General features: G+C 47.2%; 14 protein-coding genes. 5 read left to right on the forward strand and 9 right to left on the reverse strand.

Annotated features, from left to right (window positions below; genetic code table 11):
• Window positions 1-193 precede the first annotated feature (193 nt).
• From AAE250_RS10790 to AAE250_RS10810, 5 genes are all read left to right on the forward strand, one after another.
• Window positions 194-832 (forward strand): HU family DNA-binding protein, encoded by a 639-nt coding sequence (locus AAE250_RS10790; RefSeq protein WP_294603044.1) that lies wholly within the window; start codon window positions 194-196, stop codon window positions 830-832.
• A gap of 14 nt (window positions 833-846) precedes the next feature.
• Window positions 847-2,055 carry an exonuclease SbcCD subunit D gene (locus tag AAE250_RS10795; RefSeq protein WP_294603042.1) on the forward strand — a complete coding sequence of 403 codons (1,209 nt, stop codon included), beginning with the start codon at window positions 847-849 and terminating at the stop codon, window positions 2,053-2,055.
• The gene (locus AAE250_RS10800) at window positions 2,052-5,471 is read left to right on the forward strand and encodes an AAA family ATPase (RefSeq protein WP_294603040.1); all 3,420 of its coding nucleotides are present in this window, start codon (window positions 2,052-2,054) and stop codon (window positions 5,469-5,471) included. Before AAE250_RS10795 ends, AAE250_RS10800 begins: the two co-directional genes overlap by 4 nt.
• 99 nt (window positions 5,472-5,570) lie before the next feature.
• Window positions 5,571-6,425: a type I methionyl aminopeptidase gene (gene map / locus AAE250_RS10805; protein ID WP_294603037.1), complete on the forward strand. Its 855-nt coding sequence runs from the start codon at window positions 5,571-5,573 to the stop codon at window positions 6,423-6,425.
• Between the two features lie 9 nt (window positions 6,426-6,434).
• Window positions 6,435-7,655 carry a DNA recombination protein RmuC gene (locus AAE250_RS10810; RefSeq protein ID WP_294603034.1) on the forward strand — a complete coding sequence of 407 codons (1,221 nt, stop codon included), beginning with the start codon at window positions 6,435-6,437 and terminating at the stop codon, window positions 7,653-7,655.
• Here the strand turns inward: AAE250_RS10810 and AAE250_RS10815 are convergent.
• The 9 genes from AAE250_RS10815 to AAE250_RS10855 form a co-directional block, all read right to left on the reverse strand.
• Entirely contained in the window at window positions 7,644-9,335 is a 1,692-nt protein-coding gene (locus AAE250_RS10815; protein ID WP_294603031.1) for a M56 family metallopeptidase, read from the reverse strand. The two genes, AAE250_RS10810 and AAE250_RS10815, sit on opposite strands and share 12 nt — an antisense overlap.
• A 2-nt stretch (window positions 9,336-9,337) precedes the next feature.
• Window positions 9,338-9,712: a BlaI/MecI/CopY family transcriptional regulator gene (locus tag AAE250_RS10820; protein WP_294603029.1), complete on the reverse strand. Its 375-nt coding sequence runs from the start codon at window positions 9,710-9,712 to the stop codon at window positions 9,338-9,340.
• A gap of 215 nt (window positions 9,713-9,927) precedes the next feature.
• Entirely contained in the window at window positions 9,928-11,247 is a 1,320-nt protein-coding gene (gene nhaA, locus AAE250_RS10825; RefSeq protein ID WP_294603027.1) for a Na+/H+ antiporter NhaA, read from the reverse strand.
• A 21-nt stretch (window positions 11,248-11,268) separates the two neighbouring features.
• On the reverse strand, window positions 11,269-12,447 hold the full coding sequence (locus AAE250_RS10830; protein WP_294603025.1) for a sodium:proton antiporter: 1,179 nt from the start codon (window positions 12,445-12,447) through the stop codon (window positions 11,269-11,271).
• Window positions 12,448-12,522: 75 nt separating this feature from the next.
• Window positions 12,523-14,304, reverse strand: a complete 1,782-nt coding sequence (lepA, locus tag AAE250_RS10835; protein WP_294603023.1) for a translation elongation factor 4 — start codon at window positions 14,302-14,304, stop codon at window positions 12,523-12,525.
• A 161-nt stretch (window positions 14,305-14,465) separates the two neighbouring features.
• The gene (locus AAE250_RS10840; protein ID WP_294603021.1) at window positions 14,466-14,666 is read right to left on the reverse strand and encodes a winged helix-turn-helix domain-containing protein; all 201 of its coding nucleotides are present in this window, start codon (window positions 14,664-14,666) and stop codon (window positions 14,466-14,468) included.
• 147 nt (window positions 14,667-14,813) lie between these two features.
• Window positions 14,814-15,278 (reverse strand): C-GCAxxG-C-C family protein, encoded by a 465-nt coding sequence (locus AAE250_RS10845; RefSeq protein WP_294603018.1) that lies wholly within the window; start codon window positions 15,276-15,278, stop codon window positions 14,814-14,816.
• A 2-nt stretch (window positions 15,279-15,280) separates the two neighbouring features.
• Window positions 15,281-16,045, reverse strand: a complete 765-nt coding sequence (locus AAE250_RS10850) for an exodeoxyribonuclease III (protein ID WP_294603016.1) — start codon at window positions 16,043-16,045, stop codon at window positions 15,281-15,283.
• A gap of 30 nt (window positions 16,046-16,075) precedes the next feature.
• The gene (locus AAE250_RS10855) at window positions 16,076-17,338 is read right to left on the reverse strand and encodes an Nramp family divalent metal transporter (protein WP_294603014.1); all 1,263 of its coding nucleotides are present in this window, start codon (window positions 17,336-17,338) and stop codon (window positions 16,076-16,078) included.
• Window positions 17,339-17,444: the final 106 nt, after the last annotated feature.

Raw genomic sequence — 17,444 nt, forward strand, 5'->3', positions numbered from 1 at the left:
AAGAAAGATGAATCAAAGGGAAGTTTGAAGGGAAAAAGAAAAAGAGCCGGATGGGACGACTCTTTTCTTGAGAAGTTATTAGACGTGAATTTTTAATGCGTCAGCCCTGTACTAAAGAAAGATACTTTTCTCTTAGTGCCGGGAACTTTTTCTTTAGACATCGGAGAATTTATATACTAACATCAACTGACTTATGGCAGAATATGACATGCAGGAACTTACCCTGCCCAACGAAGACGGAAAGCGTATCCTCTATCCGCGTATGCAACTCTACGGACAGAGGGACTTACAATACATTGCCGACAAAGTGGCTTATGCAAGCACTTTCACACGAGGAGAAATCAAAGGACTGGTGCAAGCCATTGTCGAAGAGATGGCCTACAACATGGCCGAAGGTTATTCTGTGAAGATAGAAGGCTTGGGAGTATTCACCCCTTCACTGGGGTTGCGTAAAGGCAAGGAGCGGGAAAGCGGCGAAGAGAACACTCCCCGGCGCAATGCGGCAAGCATTTGCCTGAAAGACATCAACTTCAGGGTAGATAAAGAGCTTGTTTACGAAACCGCCGCCCGTTGTACGTTGCAACGGGCACAGTACAAAAAGTGCCAACGTTCCTCACAGTTGTTTGCCCCGCAGGAACGGCTGGAACGTGCCAAAGAATTCATAAGAAAGAACACCTTCATGAGCGTAGCGGACTACTGTCGGCTGACCGGCCTGCTGAAGACCGCCGCCGCCAATGAATTGAAAGCATGGGCTGCACAACCCGAAACGGGCATCGATTACAAAGGAAGGGGTACGCACAAAATGTATATACTACGCTCGGTTGCAGTCTAAAAAACGATGAAGCCATGAAAGTACTACATACCAGCGACTGGCACCTGGGACACAGCCTGTATAATTACGACCGCAGCCCGGAGCAACAATCATTCCTCCAACAGCTTACCCGCATTGTGGCAGAAGAGAAACCCGACGTCATGGTAGTGAGTGGAGACATTTATCACTACTCCACCCCTTCGGCCGCTACCCAGAAAATGTACACGGAAGGCATGCTGGAAGTACACAAAGCTTGTCCCAAAATGACCATCGTTGTGGCTGCCGGAAACCATGACAGCAGTTCGAAACTGGAAATAGACAGCAGCCTGTGGCAGCACTTCGGAGTAAAAGTCGTGGGAAACATCGAGCGCAACGGAGAAGAAGTAAACCTGGAAAAGCATATCATCGAGGTAAAGGACGCAGAAGGCCGACCGAAAGGTTATATCGTTGCCGTCCCCCACGTCTATCCGCAGAACTTCCCGATGCTGGATGCCGATACGCCGAGAGAAGAACGCCAATCCCGCTTCTTCCAGGCACTGCTGGACGAAACGGAAAAGCTGAACCGCGAAGAACTGCCCGTTGTACTAATGGCGCACCTCACCGTGGAAGGCAGTGACCGGACGGGGCACGACGAAAGCATAGGCGGAATAGAAACCGTCAGCCTCCGCGACATGGGACAGGGTTACGATTATCTGGCACTCGGGCACATCCATTGCCCGCAGGACATCAAGGGAAGCAACCACCGCGCCCGTTATTGCGGCACTCCCCTACCCGTAAGCTTCGATGAAACCTATCCGCACTCCGTCTCCATCGTCGAACTGGACAGTCACCATGAACCGCAGATAAGAACCGTCGGCATAGAGAATCCGATGCCCCTCGTGACGCTGCCCCGTGAACCGCTTCCCTTTGAAGAAGCCCTGCAGCTGCTCGAAGAATATCCTGCCGAGAAGCAGGCATACATCCGGCTGAATGTGTTGATAGACACCTATCTGGCCCCCGACTGCAACGAGCGTGCCGCCAATGCTGCCAAGGATAAAGCCTGCAAATACTGCTACATCAAGTCCAACCGGAAAAAGCAAACGGCAGATAACGGAACACAGCATCTCTCCATCCAGGAGATTCAAGAAATGTCTCCGCTGGACATAGCCAAACTCTACTACCGCGAAGCGGAAGGAGAAGATATGGACGAAGAACTTTGCGGACTGATGAACGACGTATTGCGACAAGTAAAAGAGAAAAGATGAAACTTCAAAAACTGACAATAAAGAACCTGGCGTCCATAGAAGATGCCGTCATTGACTTTGAGAACGGTCCGCTGGGCGAAGAATCCTTGTTCCTGATTTGCGGTGAGACGGGGGCAGGCAAGACTACGATACTCGATGCCATCTGCCTGGCACTCTACAACGAAACCCCGCGCATGGACCGCACGGCAGGCGAGAGATACAAGGACATCACACAATCTTTCTCTGCCAAAAAGGAAGACGTGCTGATAAACGACAATCGGCAACTGATGCGCCGCAATACCTGTGAAGCCTGGGCCGAACTGGACTTCATCGGCACAAACGATACGCCCTATACCGCCCGCTGGTACGTGGCCCGCGCCCGCAAAAAGGCAGACGGTGCCCTGCAAGACGTGAAGTGGACCCTGGAAAACAGAAAGACCCACCTCCAACTCACCAAGAAAACAGAGATACCTGTCGAAATACAAGCTGCCATCGGCCTGACCTTCGAGCAATTCTGCCGCACCACCTTGCTGGCACAAGGAGACTTCACCAAGTTTCTGCAAAGTAAGGAAAGCGAGAAATCGGATATCCTGGAGAAGTTGACCGGAACCGGCATCTACACCGAAATAGGCTCGCGTATCTATGCCATCACCAAAGAAAAGCGCATGGAATATGAAGAGCAAAACCGGAAACTGGAAGGGATCCGTCTCCTCACGGAAGAAGAAATAGCGGAAGCAAAAGAGTTCACTGCTGCACAACATGCTGAGATCGAGCGCTTCAACCTTCAAAAGAGCATCGCCCTCCAAAAGCGCGACTGGCTGAAAAGGAAAACAGAATTAATCCTCACTTCGGAGAAGCAAAAGGAAGCATGGGAAGAAAAAAAAGCACTGCTGCTATCGGATGATTTCCGGCAAAAAGAGCTGCTGATAAACGATTGGCATACCACAGCCGATGCCCGCAACTGGTTTTCTTCTTTAAACAAGAATCGCTCAGCACTTCAGACGGAGGAAGAGAAAGCCCGTGAACTAAGAACAGACTTTGCCCGCCTTAGTGAAGGGCACGCTTGGCTGAAGGCAAATACTGAAAAGCAGCAACAAGAGTTGCTCCGTGTCGAAGCATATCTGCAAGAGTATGCTCCGCTACTCCCCATGTTCGAGCAAAGCCAGTCCATCATCACCGACTTGCAGGCCGTACTTTCCTCGCAAGCCCGGAGCAATAAATACGAAAAAGAGATAATCGTCCTGAACAACCAACAACCGGCCCGCGAACAAGAACGTGCAACAAAAGAAGAAGCCGCCCTACTGAGAAGCAAAGAGAATCAGAGCAAGCAGGAAGAGATAGACAAGCAAAAAGCGTTGCTCGAAGCCATGAATCAGGATGCCCTGCAAAGCCAAAGGACTTCTCTTGAAGCGGACAAAGAGAAACTGCTGAAAGCCAAAACCGCCCTTGCATTACTAAAAGAGAAGCAGTCGGGCCTGAATGCCGCCAAAGAGTACGAACAGTCTCTCAATGAAAAGGTTGCAGTGTGCCAAAGCCAATACAGTAATCTACAAACTGACTATAATAACAAGCAAGCGGTCTACAACGACCTGCACAAACTATACGACAAGCAAAAAGAAGCTGTGGAAGATTGGGCAAAAGAAGCCCGTGCCCGCCTGGAAGTAGGTGATACCTGCCCCGTATGCGGACAAGAGATAAAATCACTCCTCCGGGATGAGGATTTCCAGTCTGTCCTTGCCCCCCTCCAGACTTCTCTGACTGCCAAAGAGAAAGAATACAAAGAAGCCGAACAAGCCTTGAACAACAACAGGACCGAGTTCAAGACTTATGAAAAACTGATCGCAAGCAGCCAATCGGCTACCAGAAAAGCTCAAGAAGGCTATAACAATGCACTGAAAGATGCCGAAGAGAAATGCCTTCGATGCGGCGTTCAAAGCATCTCCAATTCTACGGAAGATGCACTGAACGCATTGGTACAAAGCAACCAGCAGCACCTCGACGATAATAACCGAAAACTGAATGAAGTCCAAAGGCTTGCCAATACCATCTCCCGCCTCCAACATCAGAAAGATGAATTACAGAAATCAGTAGAAGCCGCCCAACGAGAGTTCAATGCTGCCGACAAGGCTCTGAGCGAACTCCGAAACAGCATCACCAACAAATTCTCACTGATTAAAAACGAGAAAGATACCGCCCGGGCAACCCTGGAACGTGTCAGTCCGCTGATTCTTTGGCAAAACTGGCAAACGGAATGGGACACTCATCCCACTTCGTTCGTCGAACGATTGAAACAAGCCGCAGCCAATTACAAACTGGCGCAAAACAAGCAAGCGGGATTAACTACTGCCATTACCTTCAGCAACAAAGAGCTGGACAGCATATCGGCAACCAAAGAAACCATCTGCTCCGCTTTCCCTGACTGGAAAGAGACAGTTATCGGAGAAGCGAAGGAGGTCAGGAATCTGGAAATTGCATGGAATTCGCTAAGCGCCCAAACCATCAGGCTGAAACAAAACATACTTTCTGCCCGTAGTGCCATTAAAGAGCAGCAAGAGAAACTTGCTGCATTCCGCAACCTGCATCCCGGCTTTGACGAATCACGCCTTACCCACCTCTCCGCCTGCTCCAACGAGCAAATAGAGCAACTGCGCATCAAGCTGCAACAACTCAAAGAAGAAGTCGTAGCCCGCCAAACCGCCTGCCAACTGACCGCGGAACAGCTGGAAGCACACCTCAAGCAACAACCGGAGATGAACGAGGAAGACACCTCCGAATCGCTTGGAACAGAAATCACCGCATGGGAGCAGCGAATCACCGAAAGCAACCAGACCATCGGCCAACTGCAAGCCAAACTAAAACAGCATGAGCAAAACATCGCCCTGATAAAAGACGAGAAAAAGCGTGCCGATGAACTCCGCGAAGTCTATCTGAAGTGGGACCGCCTCTGCCATCACTTCGGCGACGAGAAAGGAAAGAACTTCCGCAACATCGCCCAAAGTTTTGTACTGAAGGAACTGCTCAACGGCGCCAACTCCTACCTGCAGCGGCTCACCGACCGCTACGAATTAGAGTGCCAGGCAGGTTCGCTCACCATCCTGCTGCGTGACTTCTACCAAGGAGGTTCCGCCCGCCCGGCTTGTACCCTCTCCGGTGGCGAAAGCTTTCTGGTTTCTCTCTCGCTCGCCCTCGGTCTCTCCTCCCTCAGCCGGCAAAGCCTGTCGGTAGATACGCTGTTTATTGATGAAGGCTTCGGCACCCTGAGCGGCGATTACCTGAATACGGTAATGGATACATTGGAGAAACTACACCAGATGGGTGGCAAGAAAGTGGGAATCATCAGCCACGTGGAAGGGCTGAAAGAGAGAATCAAAACGCAGATACAGGTGAAAAGGGTGGATAATTCGAGAAGCGAGATAGAGGTGGTGAACACCCTATAAGTAGGTATTTGAGCGAAGAAACGGACAATTTTTGCTCTTTAAGAGTACAAGCACCTGCATTATTGTGTATTTTTGCAACACCATATAAAGAATAAGATAATGAAAAAGTTTACGAAAGGAGTCCGGTTTACTCCTAAAAACTATTCCGACGAAGTAGAAGCCAAGATTCAACATTATAAAAAAGAGGGGTACAAATTGCCATTGCGTCACATGCTGCGCACAGAAGAGCAACTGGCAGGCATCCGCGAAAGTGCCAAAATCAATACTGCATTGCTGGATTACATCTCGGCAAACATCCGCGAAGGCATGTCCACCGCAGAAATAGACCACATGGTGTACTGCTTTACCACGGATCATGATGCAATCCCCGCTCCCTTCCTCTACGAAGGATTCCCCAAAAGCGTGTGTACCAGCATCAACGACGTTGTGTGCCACGGCATCCCCAGCACCAAAGAGTTTCTGCGGAGCGGAGACATTGTGAACGTGGATGTATCTACCATTTATAAAGGTTATTTCTCCGATGCATCACGCATGTATATGATTGGAGAAGTCAGTCCCGAAATGCAACGCCTGGTACAAGTAACCAAAGAGTGCCGCGACCTCGGCGTGCAGGCTGCCCAACCTTGGGCGCGCCTCGGCGATATAGGCGCCGTCATCCAAGAACATGCCGAGAAGAATGGTTACAGCGTAGTACGCGACCTTTGCGGACACGGCGTAGGAGTCAAGTTCCATGAAGAACCGGATGTAGAGCACTTCGGCAAGCGCGGTACGGGCATGGTGCTGGTACCGGGCATGACGTTCACCATCGAGCCGATGATTAACATGGGAACCTACGAGGTCTTCATCGACGAAGCCGACGGGTGGACTGTATGCACAGACGACGGGCTGCCATCCGCTCAATGGGAAAGTATGCTGCTGATTACCGAAGACGGAAACGAGATATTGACCGAATAACGCTTTGCTATGGAGATTCTTTTCTTACTGGTAGGACTGGTGATAGGTATTGCTGTCGGCTATCTCGTAGCCGAACGCAAGAATAGTGCCCTGAAAGCAGAATTGATGGGGCGCGAGAAAGAGGTGGAACTGCTGAAACGAAGCATGGAAGAAGCCGAAGCCTTGCACAAACGGATGAACATCGAGTTCGAGAACCTTTCCAACCGCATCTTCAAGAGCAAGGCCGAAGACTTTACGAAGTTGAATGCCGAACACCTGAACAACCTGCTCCGTCCGCTGGGCGATAACTTGAAAGACTTCCGCGAAAAGGTGGAGCAGGTATACAGCACAGAATCCAAAGAGCGCTTCTCACTCGGGGAGCGCATCAAAGAGTTGGTTGAGCTCAACAACCGCCTTAGCGAAGATGCCAATAACCTGACCCGTGCCCTGAAAGGCGACTCTAAGATGCAAGGCAATTGGGGGGAAATGATTTTGGAACGCCTGCTGCAAGCTTCCGGTTTGATAGAAGGAGAACACTATACGCGCCAGGAATTCTTGAAAGACGAACGTGGCGAAGTAGTCACCAACGAGGAGAACGGGCAAAAGATGCAGCCTGATATCCTTATCAAATACCCCGATGACCGGGAAATGATTATAGACTCCAAAGTTTCGCTCACTGCCTATACCGCCTACACCTCCGCCGAGAACAAGGAAGAGCAGACGCGCTTACTGAAAGCGCATCTGCAATCTGTCCGTACACATATCGACGAACTCAGCCAGAAGGATTATTCCCGCTACGACATCAAGTCGCCGGACTTTGTGATGATGTTCATCCCTACCGAAGGTGCTTACCTGCTTGCCATCCAGAGTGATGCCAACCTGTGGGAGTATGCTTACAACAAGAAAGTCGTACTGATGAGCCCTACCAATCTTATCAGTGCCCTGCGCCTCTCTCTCGACCTTTGGAAGCGGGAGAATCAGGTGAAGAACGTGCAAGCCATCATCAAGCGCGGCACATCCCTCTACGAGAAGATAGCCGGCTTCACCGATACCTTCCTCGGCATCGGTGACAAACTTACCAGCTTGCAAAGAGATTACGACCGGGCATTCAACCAGCTATCGGACGGCAACGGTAGCGTAGTGCGTCAAGCCGAAATGTTGAAAGACATGAGCCTGACGCCCAAGAAACGCATATCGGCAAGGCTGCTGCCAAAAGAAGAAGAAACAGAAGAAGATTCATCACATACCTAAGTCAGTACCCAGTGTTTTATGGAACAATTGCTTCACTTCGTCGAGGGTCTTTACCCGTACTCCTCCACCGGTAACCCCCCAAGAAGCCACAATAGGTTCATCGCCTGCCGATGCTTTATAAGCTACCAGCTCTTTTTCTAAGTTCTCAAGAGTAATATCCGACAGTACTTTGGCATGACTACCGTCGCCATAGCTAAGAAAGAACCTCATAGGCAACGGGTCTTTTGAAGAAGGTCTTGGAATGTACTTAACGGGCTCTGCGAAATAAACCATAACCGGCAGTGTCTTATCAAGCCTTACTTCGTCAACTCCCCCCAATTCAGCAGAGATTTCTTGGTGAAGTCGATGATATACTTCTTTTATAGTTGTCAGATAAGTTTGAAGAGTCTGAGGTGTTGCACCGCTATCATAGCGTACAGTCAATATAGTCCATGGTACCTTTCCCTCTTTTTTAGCCATCTGATAATCAGCTTTAAGCTGTTTTGCAAATGCGGCACGCAAGTCTTCCACATTCTGTATATGATTATCGTCCAGCATCATTGCATTTCTCATATTTACAAAGAAAACATGCTGCGTAATCAATACTTTCTTGGCAGTATCCTCATCTTTCAAAGCTGCTTCATACTTCTGCCCGAAGTATTGCTTCAATGATTCTAATCCATCCTGAGGAATGGAGTCTTGTTTCACACGCTCCGGCTTCACCACTTGTTCCACCGTCTTCTTCACTTCCGGCTGCGCAAACGCAATCAGCGTTCCGGCAGCTACGGGCACGAACAGCAATAGCTTCAGCCGTGCCCAGCTGTTTGTTCTTTTCTTTAACATCATATTGATACGATTTTTAAGTTTACTGTGATTGAATCCGTTGGCCATAGAGTAGAGCCTTGTACCCACGGATTTTTTCACGAGTAAGAGTTGATATTGAGTTGCATCGATGCCATGAGTAAGTACGCCGTTGTCTGCCTCGAATTCATGCAGTTCGCGCAAATCGCGCATCAACAGCCAAGCTGCCGGGTTAAACCAATGCAGTACGAGCAGAATCTCCATCCATAATAGATCGAGCGTATGCCGATAATGCAGATGCATCTGCTCATGCAGCAAGATTTCATCGGCATACTTATCATAATCTTCTTGCGACAGTACAATGGTATTTCCCCAACTGAAAGAAAGTATCTTCTCAGGATAAATCAACAATTTATATTTGCCACAGCTATACTTTGGATGGTGACAAATAAGCCGCCACATACGCCATGTAGACAGCAGGAAAAAGAGAAGTGTACTCCCCGCTCCTATTATATAAAGAACGCCCAGCGCAACACTCCATGAAAAAGGCGAAACAGACTGGGCAGAATAAGCATCCGTAACATTCAGCTCCTTGTCTCCAGAAGTCTCTACAGCAATAATGTCTTTGGATGCACCTTCTCCTGATCTGTTTATCGCTGCATCAAGCCCGTTTTCTACTATCAGCGCATTCCTCACTACAGAGACAGGCTGTTGCCATAAACGGTTTTCCGCTATACCGAATTGCATAAACGGCAGTATCATGCAGCATAACGTACCGCCCAACAAAATGAACCTGTTTGTGCGGAACAAGGTATCTGCCTTGAAGAACATCCTGAATAAAAAGTATAGGATTGCCAGGCAGAGCGTCGACTCGAAGATATAGAACAATAAGCTTCCCATGGCTACTCCGATTTATCAGCCTTTTTACTTTCTATCTTTGCGATCAATGCCTTCAGGTCATCCAGAGGCATGCCCTCTTCTTCAATAAACGCAGACACGACATTGGTAAATGAATTATTGTAATACTGAGCTACCACTTCATTCAGCGCCGAACGTTTATAGTCTTTCTCGGACACAACAGCATAATATTGATAGGTATTTCCATAAGCCTTATAGCCAACAAAGCCTTTCTCCTCCAATCCACGCACCAGCGTAGATACAGTATTATAATGAGGTTTAGGCTCCTCATAGAAAGCCAACAGTTCGCGAACAAACATCGGGCCTTGTTCCCAAAACATCCTCATTATCTCTTCCTCTTTTGCAGTCAGTCTTTTCATGGTATATTTCTATTTATCAGTTGAACTATGCAAATATAATAATTAGTTTCTAACAAACAACTAAAACATGCAGTTATTCAACTAACTTCATTAGTAGTTTAACTAATATTATTAGTAGTATCAATACTCACCTTATTATATGTGGACAGACACAAATACAACAAAAGGAGCGTAACAGTATTTGCTACGCTCCTTCACTTATATCTAAAAGTTAATTACTTCTTTTGAACTTTCGGCAACACTATACTCAGCACGATATACCCCAATATACCGGCAACAATCGTACCGAAGAGTACACCGAACTTGGCCTGATTCAGTAGTTCCGGATAATCTCCCGCAAAAGAAAGATTGGCTATGAACAGGGAAACCGTAAAGCCGATGCCACCCAACAAAGAAACACCTGCAATGTTTTTCCAGTTCATCCCCGCAGGCATCGAAGTCAAACCACTCTTTATCGACAGCCATGTAAACGAGAAGATCCCAATGAACTTGCCAAGGAGCAAGCCTACAGCCACCGCTATACTTACATCGCCTACAATGCTACCCCCGCCGCTAAATACGACACCGGCATTAGCAAAAGCAAACAGCGGCAGAATGACAAAGTTCACCATTCCATGCAGATTGTCTTCCAAAGATTGCAGCGGACTGATCACCCGGTCGGAAGCACGTTCCACCTGCTTCAATATAGCAATCTGTTCATTGCTCAGCACTATATTATCGGACTTGGTAACTGGAAATGTACTCATGATATCGCGAATACGCTTGATGTATTTACCCGCATCAAGCCGCGGACGAGCCGGAATAACAAATGCCAGTATCACACCGGAAATAGTGCTATGTATGCCCGACTGAAGGAACAGATACCATATTATCACCCCAAAGAACAAGAAAAAGATCTTCTGCGTCACCCCTAATCGCCCCATATAATAGAGGAAGCAATAAAGAATGGCAGCCACAACAAGATATCCGTAAGACACCTCGGAACTGTAGAATATAGCAATGACCAAAATACCACCAATATCATCGACTACCGCAAATGCTGTCAGGAATATTTTCAGACTCAACGGTACACGGCTACCCAGCAAGCTAAGCACGCCCAGCGAAAAGGCAATATCCGTTGCCATCGGTATAGCCATTCCACGCGTCTCGGGAGTACCCGAAACCACCAAAAGAGAGTAAATGATGACAGGTACCAGCATACCACCACACGCTGCCACAAAAGGCAAAGCTGCCTTACGAAAAGAAGACAGCTCACCAACCAGCAACTCACGCTTTATCTCCAGCCCTACCGCAAAAAAGAATACGGTCATCAGACAATCATTGATGAATTCTATCATCCGCAACGGATGACCTGCATGAGAAAACAAATTGAAACTACCGATGCGCAAGTGCAACTCGTGCATCAAAAACTCCTGATACATCGGAGCAAACGGAGAATTGGCTATAACGGCAGCCAGGATCGCCGTCACGAACAATAAGACGCTCGCCACAAGATTCAGCGACGAGATGTTTTTCACAGTACGTAGAATTATCATAAGGTTTATACGATTAAGGTACTATTCTTTATAACTCATCAACGCCAACTTTTTCACCCACATTACAAAGATACCCGTTAAAATTAAATTAAGCACTATAGTAAGCACAGAAATTATCAGAGCCGGACCACCTAAATTATATCCCAAAGCTATAAAGATAACACCCGCCCCTACTTCACCACGGGTAAACATACCGATGGAGAGTGCCAGACGCTCACTAAGCTTACGATCGCGATAGAAAAACACGGGGAACAGCTTGCCAAGATTGGACAAGAACGATACGATCAGCACGTGTACAGCAATCATCCCCCACGACATCATCTCTTGCGAACCGGTCACCGAGCTTTGCCCTACGGCAGCATCCGCAAAGTCAATGCCCAGGAAGCGGGGCATGCTTACACCGACCAGGAACATGAACAGGAAAGAGATACCCGTCGAGACCTTCTGTTCCATCGGAGTATCGTGTTCCTTATGCTTCATGACCATGCCCAGCACAAATGCCGGAAGCAGCACTTCGATGTGTATGCTACCGTCTTCTCCGTAAAGATGCTTGCTGATAAGATACAAGGACTGGGTACATACAAATACAATGACCGAGTACAGCAGGATCGCTTTCCAGTCCTGCCTCCAGTTAAACTTGCCCAACTGTTTCCAGCCCCACGAAAGCAGCAGAAACACAATCAGCACTATAACCAGAAGTTGCCAACGCAAGCCGATCATCATAATCTGAAGTGGAATCATCAGAAGAATAGTATCCAGATCGTCGAATATGGCCAGTACTTGAATCTTCTTATACATCCAACTGGACTTCAACCCGATAGCGGCCAGCATCGTAAACAAGATACCTGCGGAAGTGGGAGCAGCAAAACGGCTCAACAACAGATTCTCTTTCCATGCCTCCCAACTATCCCAATATTCGGGCGGAAGCAATACAAAGATATAGTAAATGGCAATCAGGAACCAGGGCATGGCGGCAGTAGCCATCGCGATGAAGTAATCCTCGGCATATCCGCGCCAGCGGGATTTATCAACTTCGAACTCGCGCCCCACATTAATCATAATGAAACCCAGGCAGATATAAAGCAACACATTCGATACAGCCTTCACTGCATCATAGTTTCCACCAGCCCATACCGGGAGATACTGGGAAAACACAAGGCCTACCATAAGGAAGACCGAAAAAGATAGAACTTTTCTCATTTAGTTTAAATTAAAAGGGGTTGTCAAGATAGCCCTATGGAAAGAGAACAACCCCTAAAGTGAATTTGTTTAAAATTAATCTAATTTCAGTACTGCAAGGAACGCTTTCTGCGGCACTTCTACATTACCAATTTGCTTCATACGTTTTTTACCCTTCTTCTGCTTCTCGAGCAGCTTGCGTTTACGGCTCACGTCACCACCATAACACTTGGCAGTTACATCCTTGCGCACCGCTTTAATTGTTTCACGGGAAATAATCTTTGCTCCGATAGCTGCCTGAATAGCAATGTCAAACTGCTGTCTCGGTATCAGATCTTTCAGCTTCTCGCACATGCGGCGCCCCAGTTCGTAGGCATTGTCGAAGTGCGTCAGAGTAGAAAGAGCATCCACCGGCTCACCGTTCAGCAAAATATCCAGCTTCACCAACTTGGACGGGCGGAAGCCATTGGAATGGTAGTCGAAGGAAGCATATCCCTTGGAAATGCTCTTCAGTTTATCGTAAAAGTCGATAACGATTTCTCCCAAAGGCATATCGTAGTATATCTCCACACGGTTGCCCGAAATATATTCCTGTTTCACTAATTCGCCACGTTTACCCAGACAGAGGGTCATAATAGGGCCGATATAGTCGGTGGTGGTGATTACGGAAGCACGAATATAAGGTTCTTCGATGCGGTCTATCATCGTAGGATCGGGCATACTGCCGGGGTTGTGCACCTCGGTCATGTGGCCTTGCTTATCGTAGATATTGTAAGAAACATTGGGCACTGTCGTGATGACATTCATATCGAACTCGCGATCGAGACGTTCCTGTACAATTTCCATGTGGAGCAAGCCCAAGAAACCGCAACGGAAACCAAAGCCCAACGCCAGAGAAGACTCCGGTTGGAAAGTCAATGAAGCATCGTTCAACTGAAGCTTCTCCAAAGAAGAGCGTAAATCCTCAAAATCCTCGGCTTCAATAGGATATACACCGGCAAAAACCATCGGCTTCACTTCTTCAAAACCGGCAATAGCTTCCTTACACGGACGTGCAATGTGGGTAATCGTATCGCCCACCTTTACTTCTTTAGAAGTTTTAATACCGGAAATGATATAGCCTACATCTCCCGTACGCAGTTCGGGACGTGACACCATGTCCATCTTCAATACGCCGATTTCGTCTGCATCATACTCCTTACCAGTATTGAAGAACTTCACTTTATCTCCCTTGCGGATGACGCCATTCACAATCTTGAAGTAAGCGATAATGCCGCGGAAAGAGTTGAATACAGAATCGAATATCAATGCCTGCAACGGAGCCTCCTCATCACCTACCGGATGAGGGATGCGCTCGATGACCGCTGCCAGAATCTCTTCCACACCCATTCCCGTCTTGCCGGAGGCGCGGATAATCTCCTCACGCTTGCATCCAAGCAGTTCTACGATTTCATCTTCCACTTCTTCGGGCTGGGCACTTGCCATATCGCACTTGTTGATTACCGGAATAATCTCCAAATCATGCTCAAGGGCCATATAAAGATTTGAAATAGTCTGTGCCTGTACCCCCTGAGAGGCATCCACAATGAGCAAAGCTCCCTCACAAGCAGCAATGGAACGGGAAACTTCATAAGAAAAGTCCACGTGTCCCGGAGTATCAATCAAGTTTAAGATATACTTTTCGCCTTTATACGTATACTCCATCTGTATGGCATGGCTCTTGATAGTGATACCTCTCTCCTTCTCCAAGTCCATGTCATCCAGCATCTGTCCTTCAGTCACTTGTATGGTATTGGTAAATTCCAACAATCGGTCTGCCAAAGTTGATTTACCGTGGTCTATATGGGCAATGATACAAAAATTACGTATATTCTTCATTGATAAATTATTATCTATTCTGGTTACTACTTATCTACTAACGACTTACTACTTCATTAGGGTGCGCAAAGATAGTGAAAATAGGGGATATAAAAAAGATGCGTTGATAACATATTCATGTATCAACGCATCTTTTTATAACATTCTAATCAATCTCTCGCTTAGTTCAGCTTTACAAACAGTTCTCCTTCAACTTCTGAAGTAGATACTTTGTCTTCTCTCAACAACCAACCCAATCCAAGGAAAAAGTCCTTATCAACAAGTTTAGTTGCCTTTTTGATTTGCTTGTGAGTCAAACCTTCTGTGCCATTCAGTGCAGTCCAAATCTGTCCTGCAACGATTCCAGCTTTTTCTTTCAACATTTTTATTTGCTTTTAGTTAAACGTTATCCTCATCCTCTGCAAGGATGTCGGTGTTTTTTATATCGCTGCAAAGATAGATAAAATTATGTTATATAACACATTATTAGAGACTTTTTTTCATCTGAAAGGCTAAAAAGTACCGTTTTCTTACTTTTTGTGCGTTTTTTCCAGATATTCCGCCCAAATTCGGGCTGCCTCCTCTACCATCCTGGCACACGGACGTTTAGCATAATACTGTTCAGTTCGTGCTTCGGGAACAGCCGAACCTTCCGGTTTCTTCAACCCCAACAGCTCGGCACAAATCAGCGAGCCGTTGCGTTTTTCGAATTCAGCAGCCAATTCCTGTACCAATGCATAGTTGGCCGCCTTGCCTTCACGATCCTTACCTTCGACAGCACTTTTTTCCAGTCCTGCCAACAGAAACATGCCACATGCAGCACCACACGTCTGCCTCATGCGCCCAATACCACCGCCAAACGAAGCCGACATACGAAATGCCTGCTCGTCTGTGAATCCGTACATATCGGCAAAAGCAGCCACAACCGACTGCGAACAGTTATACCCGCTCTTGAAAAGTTCTACGGCTTTTCCTACTCTATCTTCTGTTTCCATAATCAGTCTGTAATTTCTAACAACATCGGGCAGTGATCGGAATGAACTGCATCGTTCAATATCCGTGCTTCTTTCAGCATCGGACGTACCGGCTCACTTACCATACAATAGTCTATACGCCAACCTTTGTTCTTGGCACGCGAATTAAAACGGTAGCTCCACCACGTATATTCCTGCTTGTCCGGATGAAGAAAGCGGAAAGAATCGATGAAGCCTGCATGAAGAAAACGCGTCATCCATTCCCTTTCTTCGGGCAGGAAACCACTGTTGGTGGCATTACGAATAGGGTCGTGGATATCAATGGCTTCGTGGCAAATATTGTAGTCGCCACAGAGAATCAGCTTGGGACGGGTACGCTCCAGCTCTAATACATACTCCTGGAACTTCTCCAACCAAACCATCTTAAAAGCCTGGCGTTCGTCTCCGCTGGTTCCCGAAGGATGATAGACGCTGACTACGGAAATATCACCGTAGTCGGCACGGATAAAACGCCCTTCGTTATCATACTCTTCTATGCCCATACCATATTCTACATGGTCCGGTTCGCGTTTGGTCAGAATAGCTACCCCGCTATATCCTTTCTTCTGTGCGGAATAGAGATAATGTTTATATCCCAAAGCCTCCAATGCTTCTGCCGGATATTGCTCCGGTTGCAACTTTGTTTCTTGCAGGCAGAGTACGTCAGGCTGCTCTTGCGCCAGCCATTCGGGAAAACCCTTTGTTACAGCAGCCCGTAGACCATTTACATTATAAGTTATAATTTTCATATTGATAGGAATTCTTAAAGGTTATTATTCTCACAATATTTCCGAAATCAACAGCATGATATTCAGCACCGTCACAATAACAGCAATGGTATAAAGAACGAATGTGCTCCATCGGCTGTTGACATATTGCCCCATTACCTTGCGCGAAGAAGTCAGACTAACTTGCAGGAAAACCGTAAAAGGCAACTGTATACTCAATATCATCTGCGAAATCAGCAGTCCTTTGAACGGATCGCCGATAAAGAAAATCAGCAGCAATGCAATGCCCAGCGAAAGAATGACTCCCACCTGCGAGTGACTATCCTTAATATGATAAGACTCACCGAAGATACCGGCAAAGATAGAACCTGCCGCCATGCCGCTCGTTATGGTCGAAGAGATACCTGCCATCAGCAATGCCAACGAAAAAACCACAGCAGCACTATTTCCCAACAACGGTTCCAGCAAAGACTTGGCTTGCTGCAGTTCTTCGACCTGAATGCCTCCTTTAAAGAAAGTTGCCGCAGCCAGCAATATCATGGCACTATTAATAGCCCATCCCACAATCATGGAAAACAGCGTATCGAACAGCTCATATTTCAGTACCTTACGAATAGACGCATCATCTTGCTTATTGTATTCGTGACTCTGTATCACCTCCGAATGGAGAAACAAGTTATGCGGCATCACTACTGCGCCAAGCACACTCATAATGATCAGCATACTGCCTTCCGGAAACGAAGGTGTCACCCACCCTTGCGCTGCCACCGGCCAGTCTATCTTCACCAGGAACAACTCATAAATAAAAGATAGTCCGATAACTGATACAAATGCGATAATAGAACGCTCTATCTTTTTATAAGAGTTGGTAAAAAGCATGACCAGCACAAATACCGTAGTCAACACGGAACCCCAGATAATCGGGATATCAAACAGCATCTGCAGAGCAATGGCTCCTCCCAATATCTCTGCCAGCGAAGTAGATATAGACGCCAGCACTGCCGTGCCGAGTATGGGACGTGCCACCCACGAAGGAGTATATTTCGTAGCAGCCTCGGACAGGCACAAACCGGTCACAATACCCAAGTGCGCTACATTATGTTGCAACACAATCAGCATGATAGTCGACAATGTTACCACCCACAGCAAGGAGTAACCGAATTCAGAACCTGCGGCAAAATTAGAAGCCCAGTTACCCGGGTCGATAAAGCCCACTGTCACCAACAGTCCCGGCCCTATATATTTGAAGACATCCAGACCACCCAAATAACGCTTGTGGTCTCTCCGCTTCAAGTCTTTCAGAATATTTTTCATTGTGTTCGTTTATTTAAGAGCGTAAAAATACTCAATTAATAACAAAAACATCCATGTTAAGTTCAAAAAAAGCCCCTGACATCTTTCAATGCCAAGGGCTTTCATC

The sequence above is a fragment of the Bacteroides sp. GD17 genome (genome assembly GCF_038448625.1).
In the GTDB taxonomy this organism is placed as follows: domain Bacteria; phylum Bacteroidota; class Bacteroidia; order Bacteroidales; family Bacteroidaceae; genus Bacteroides.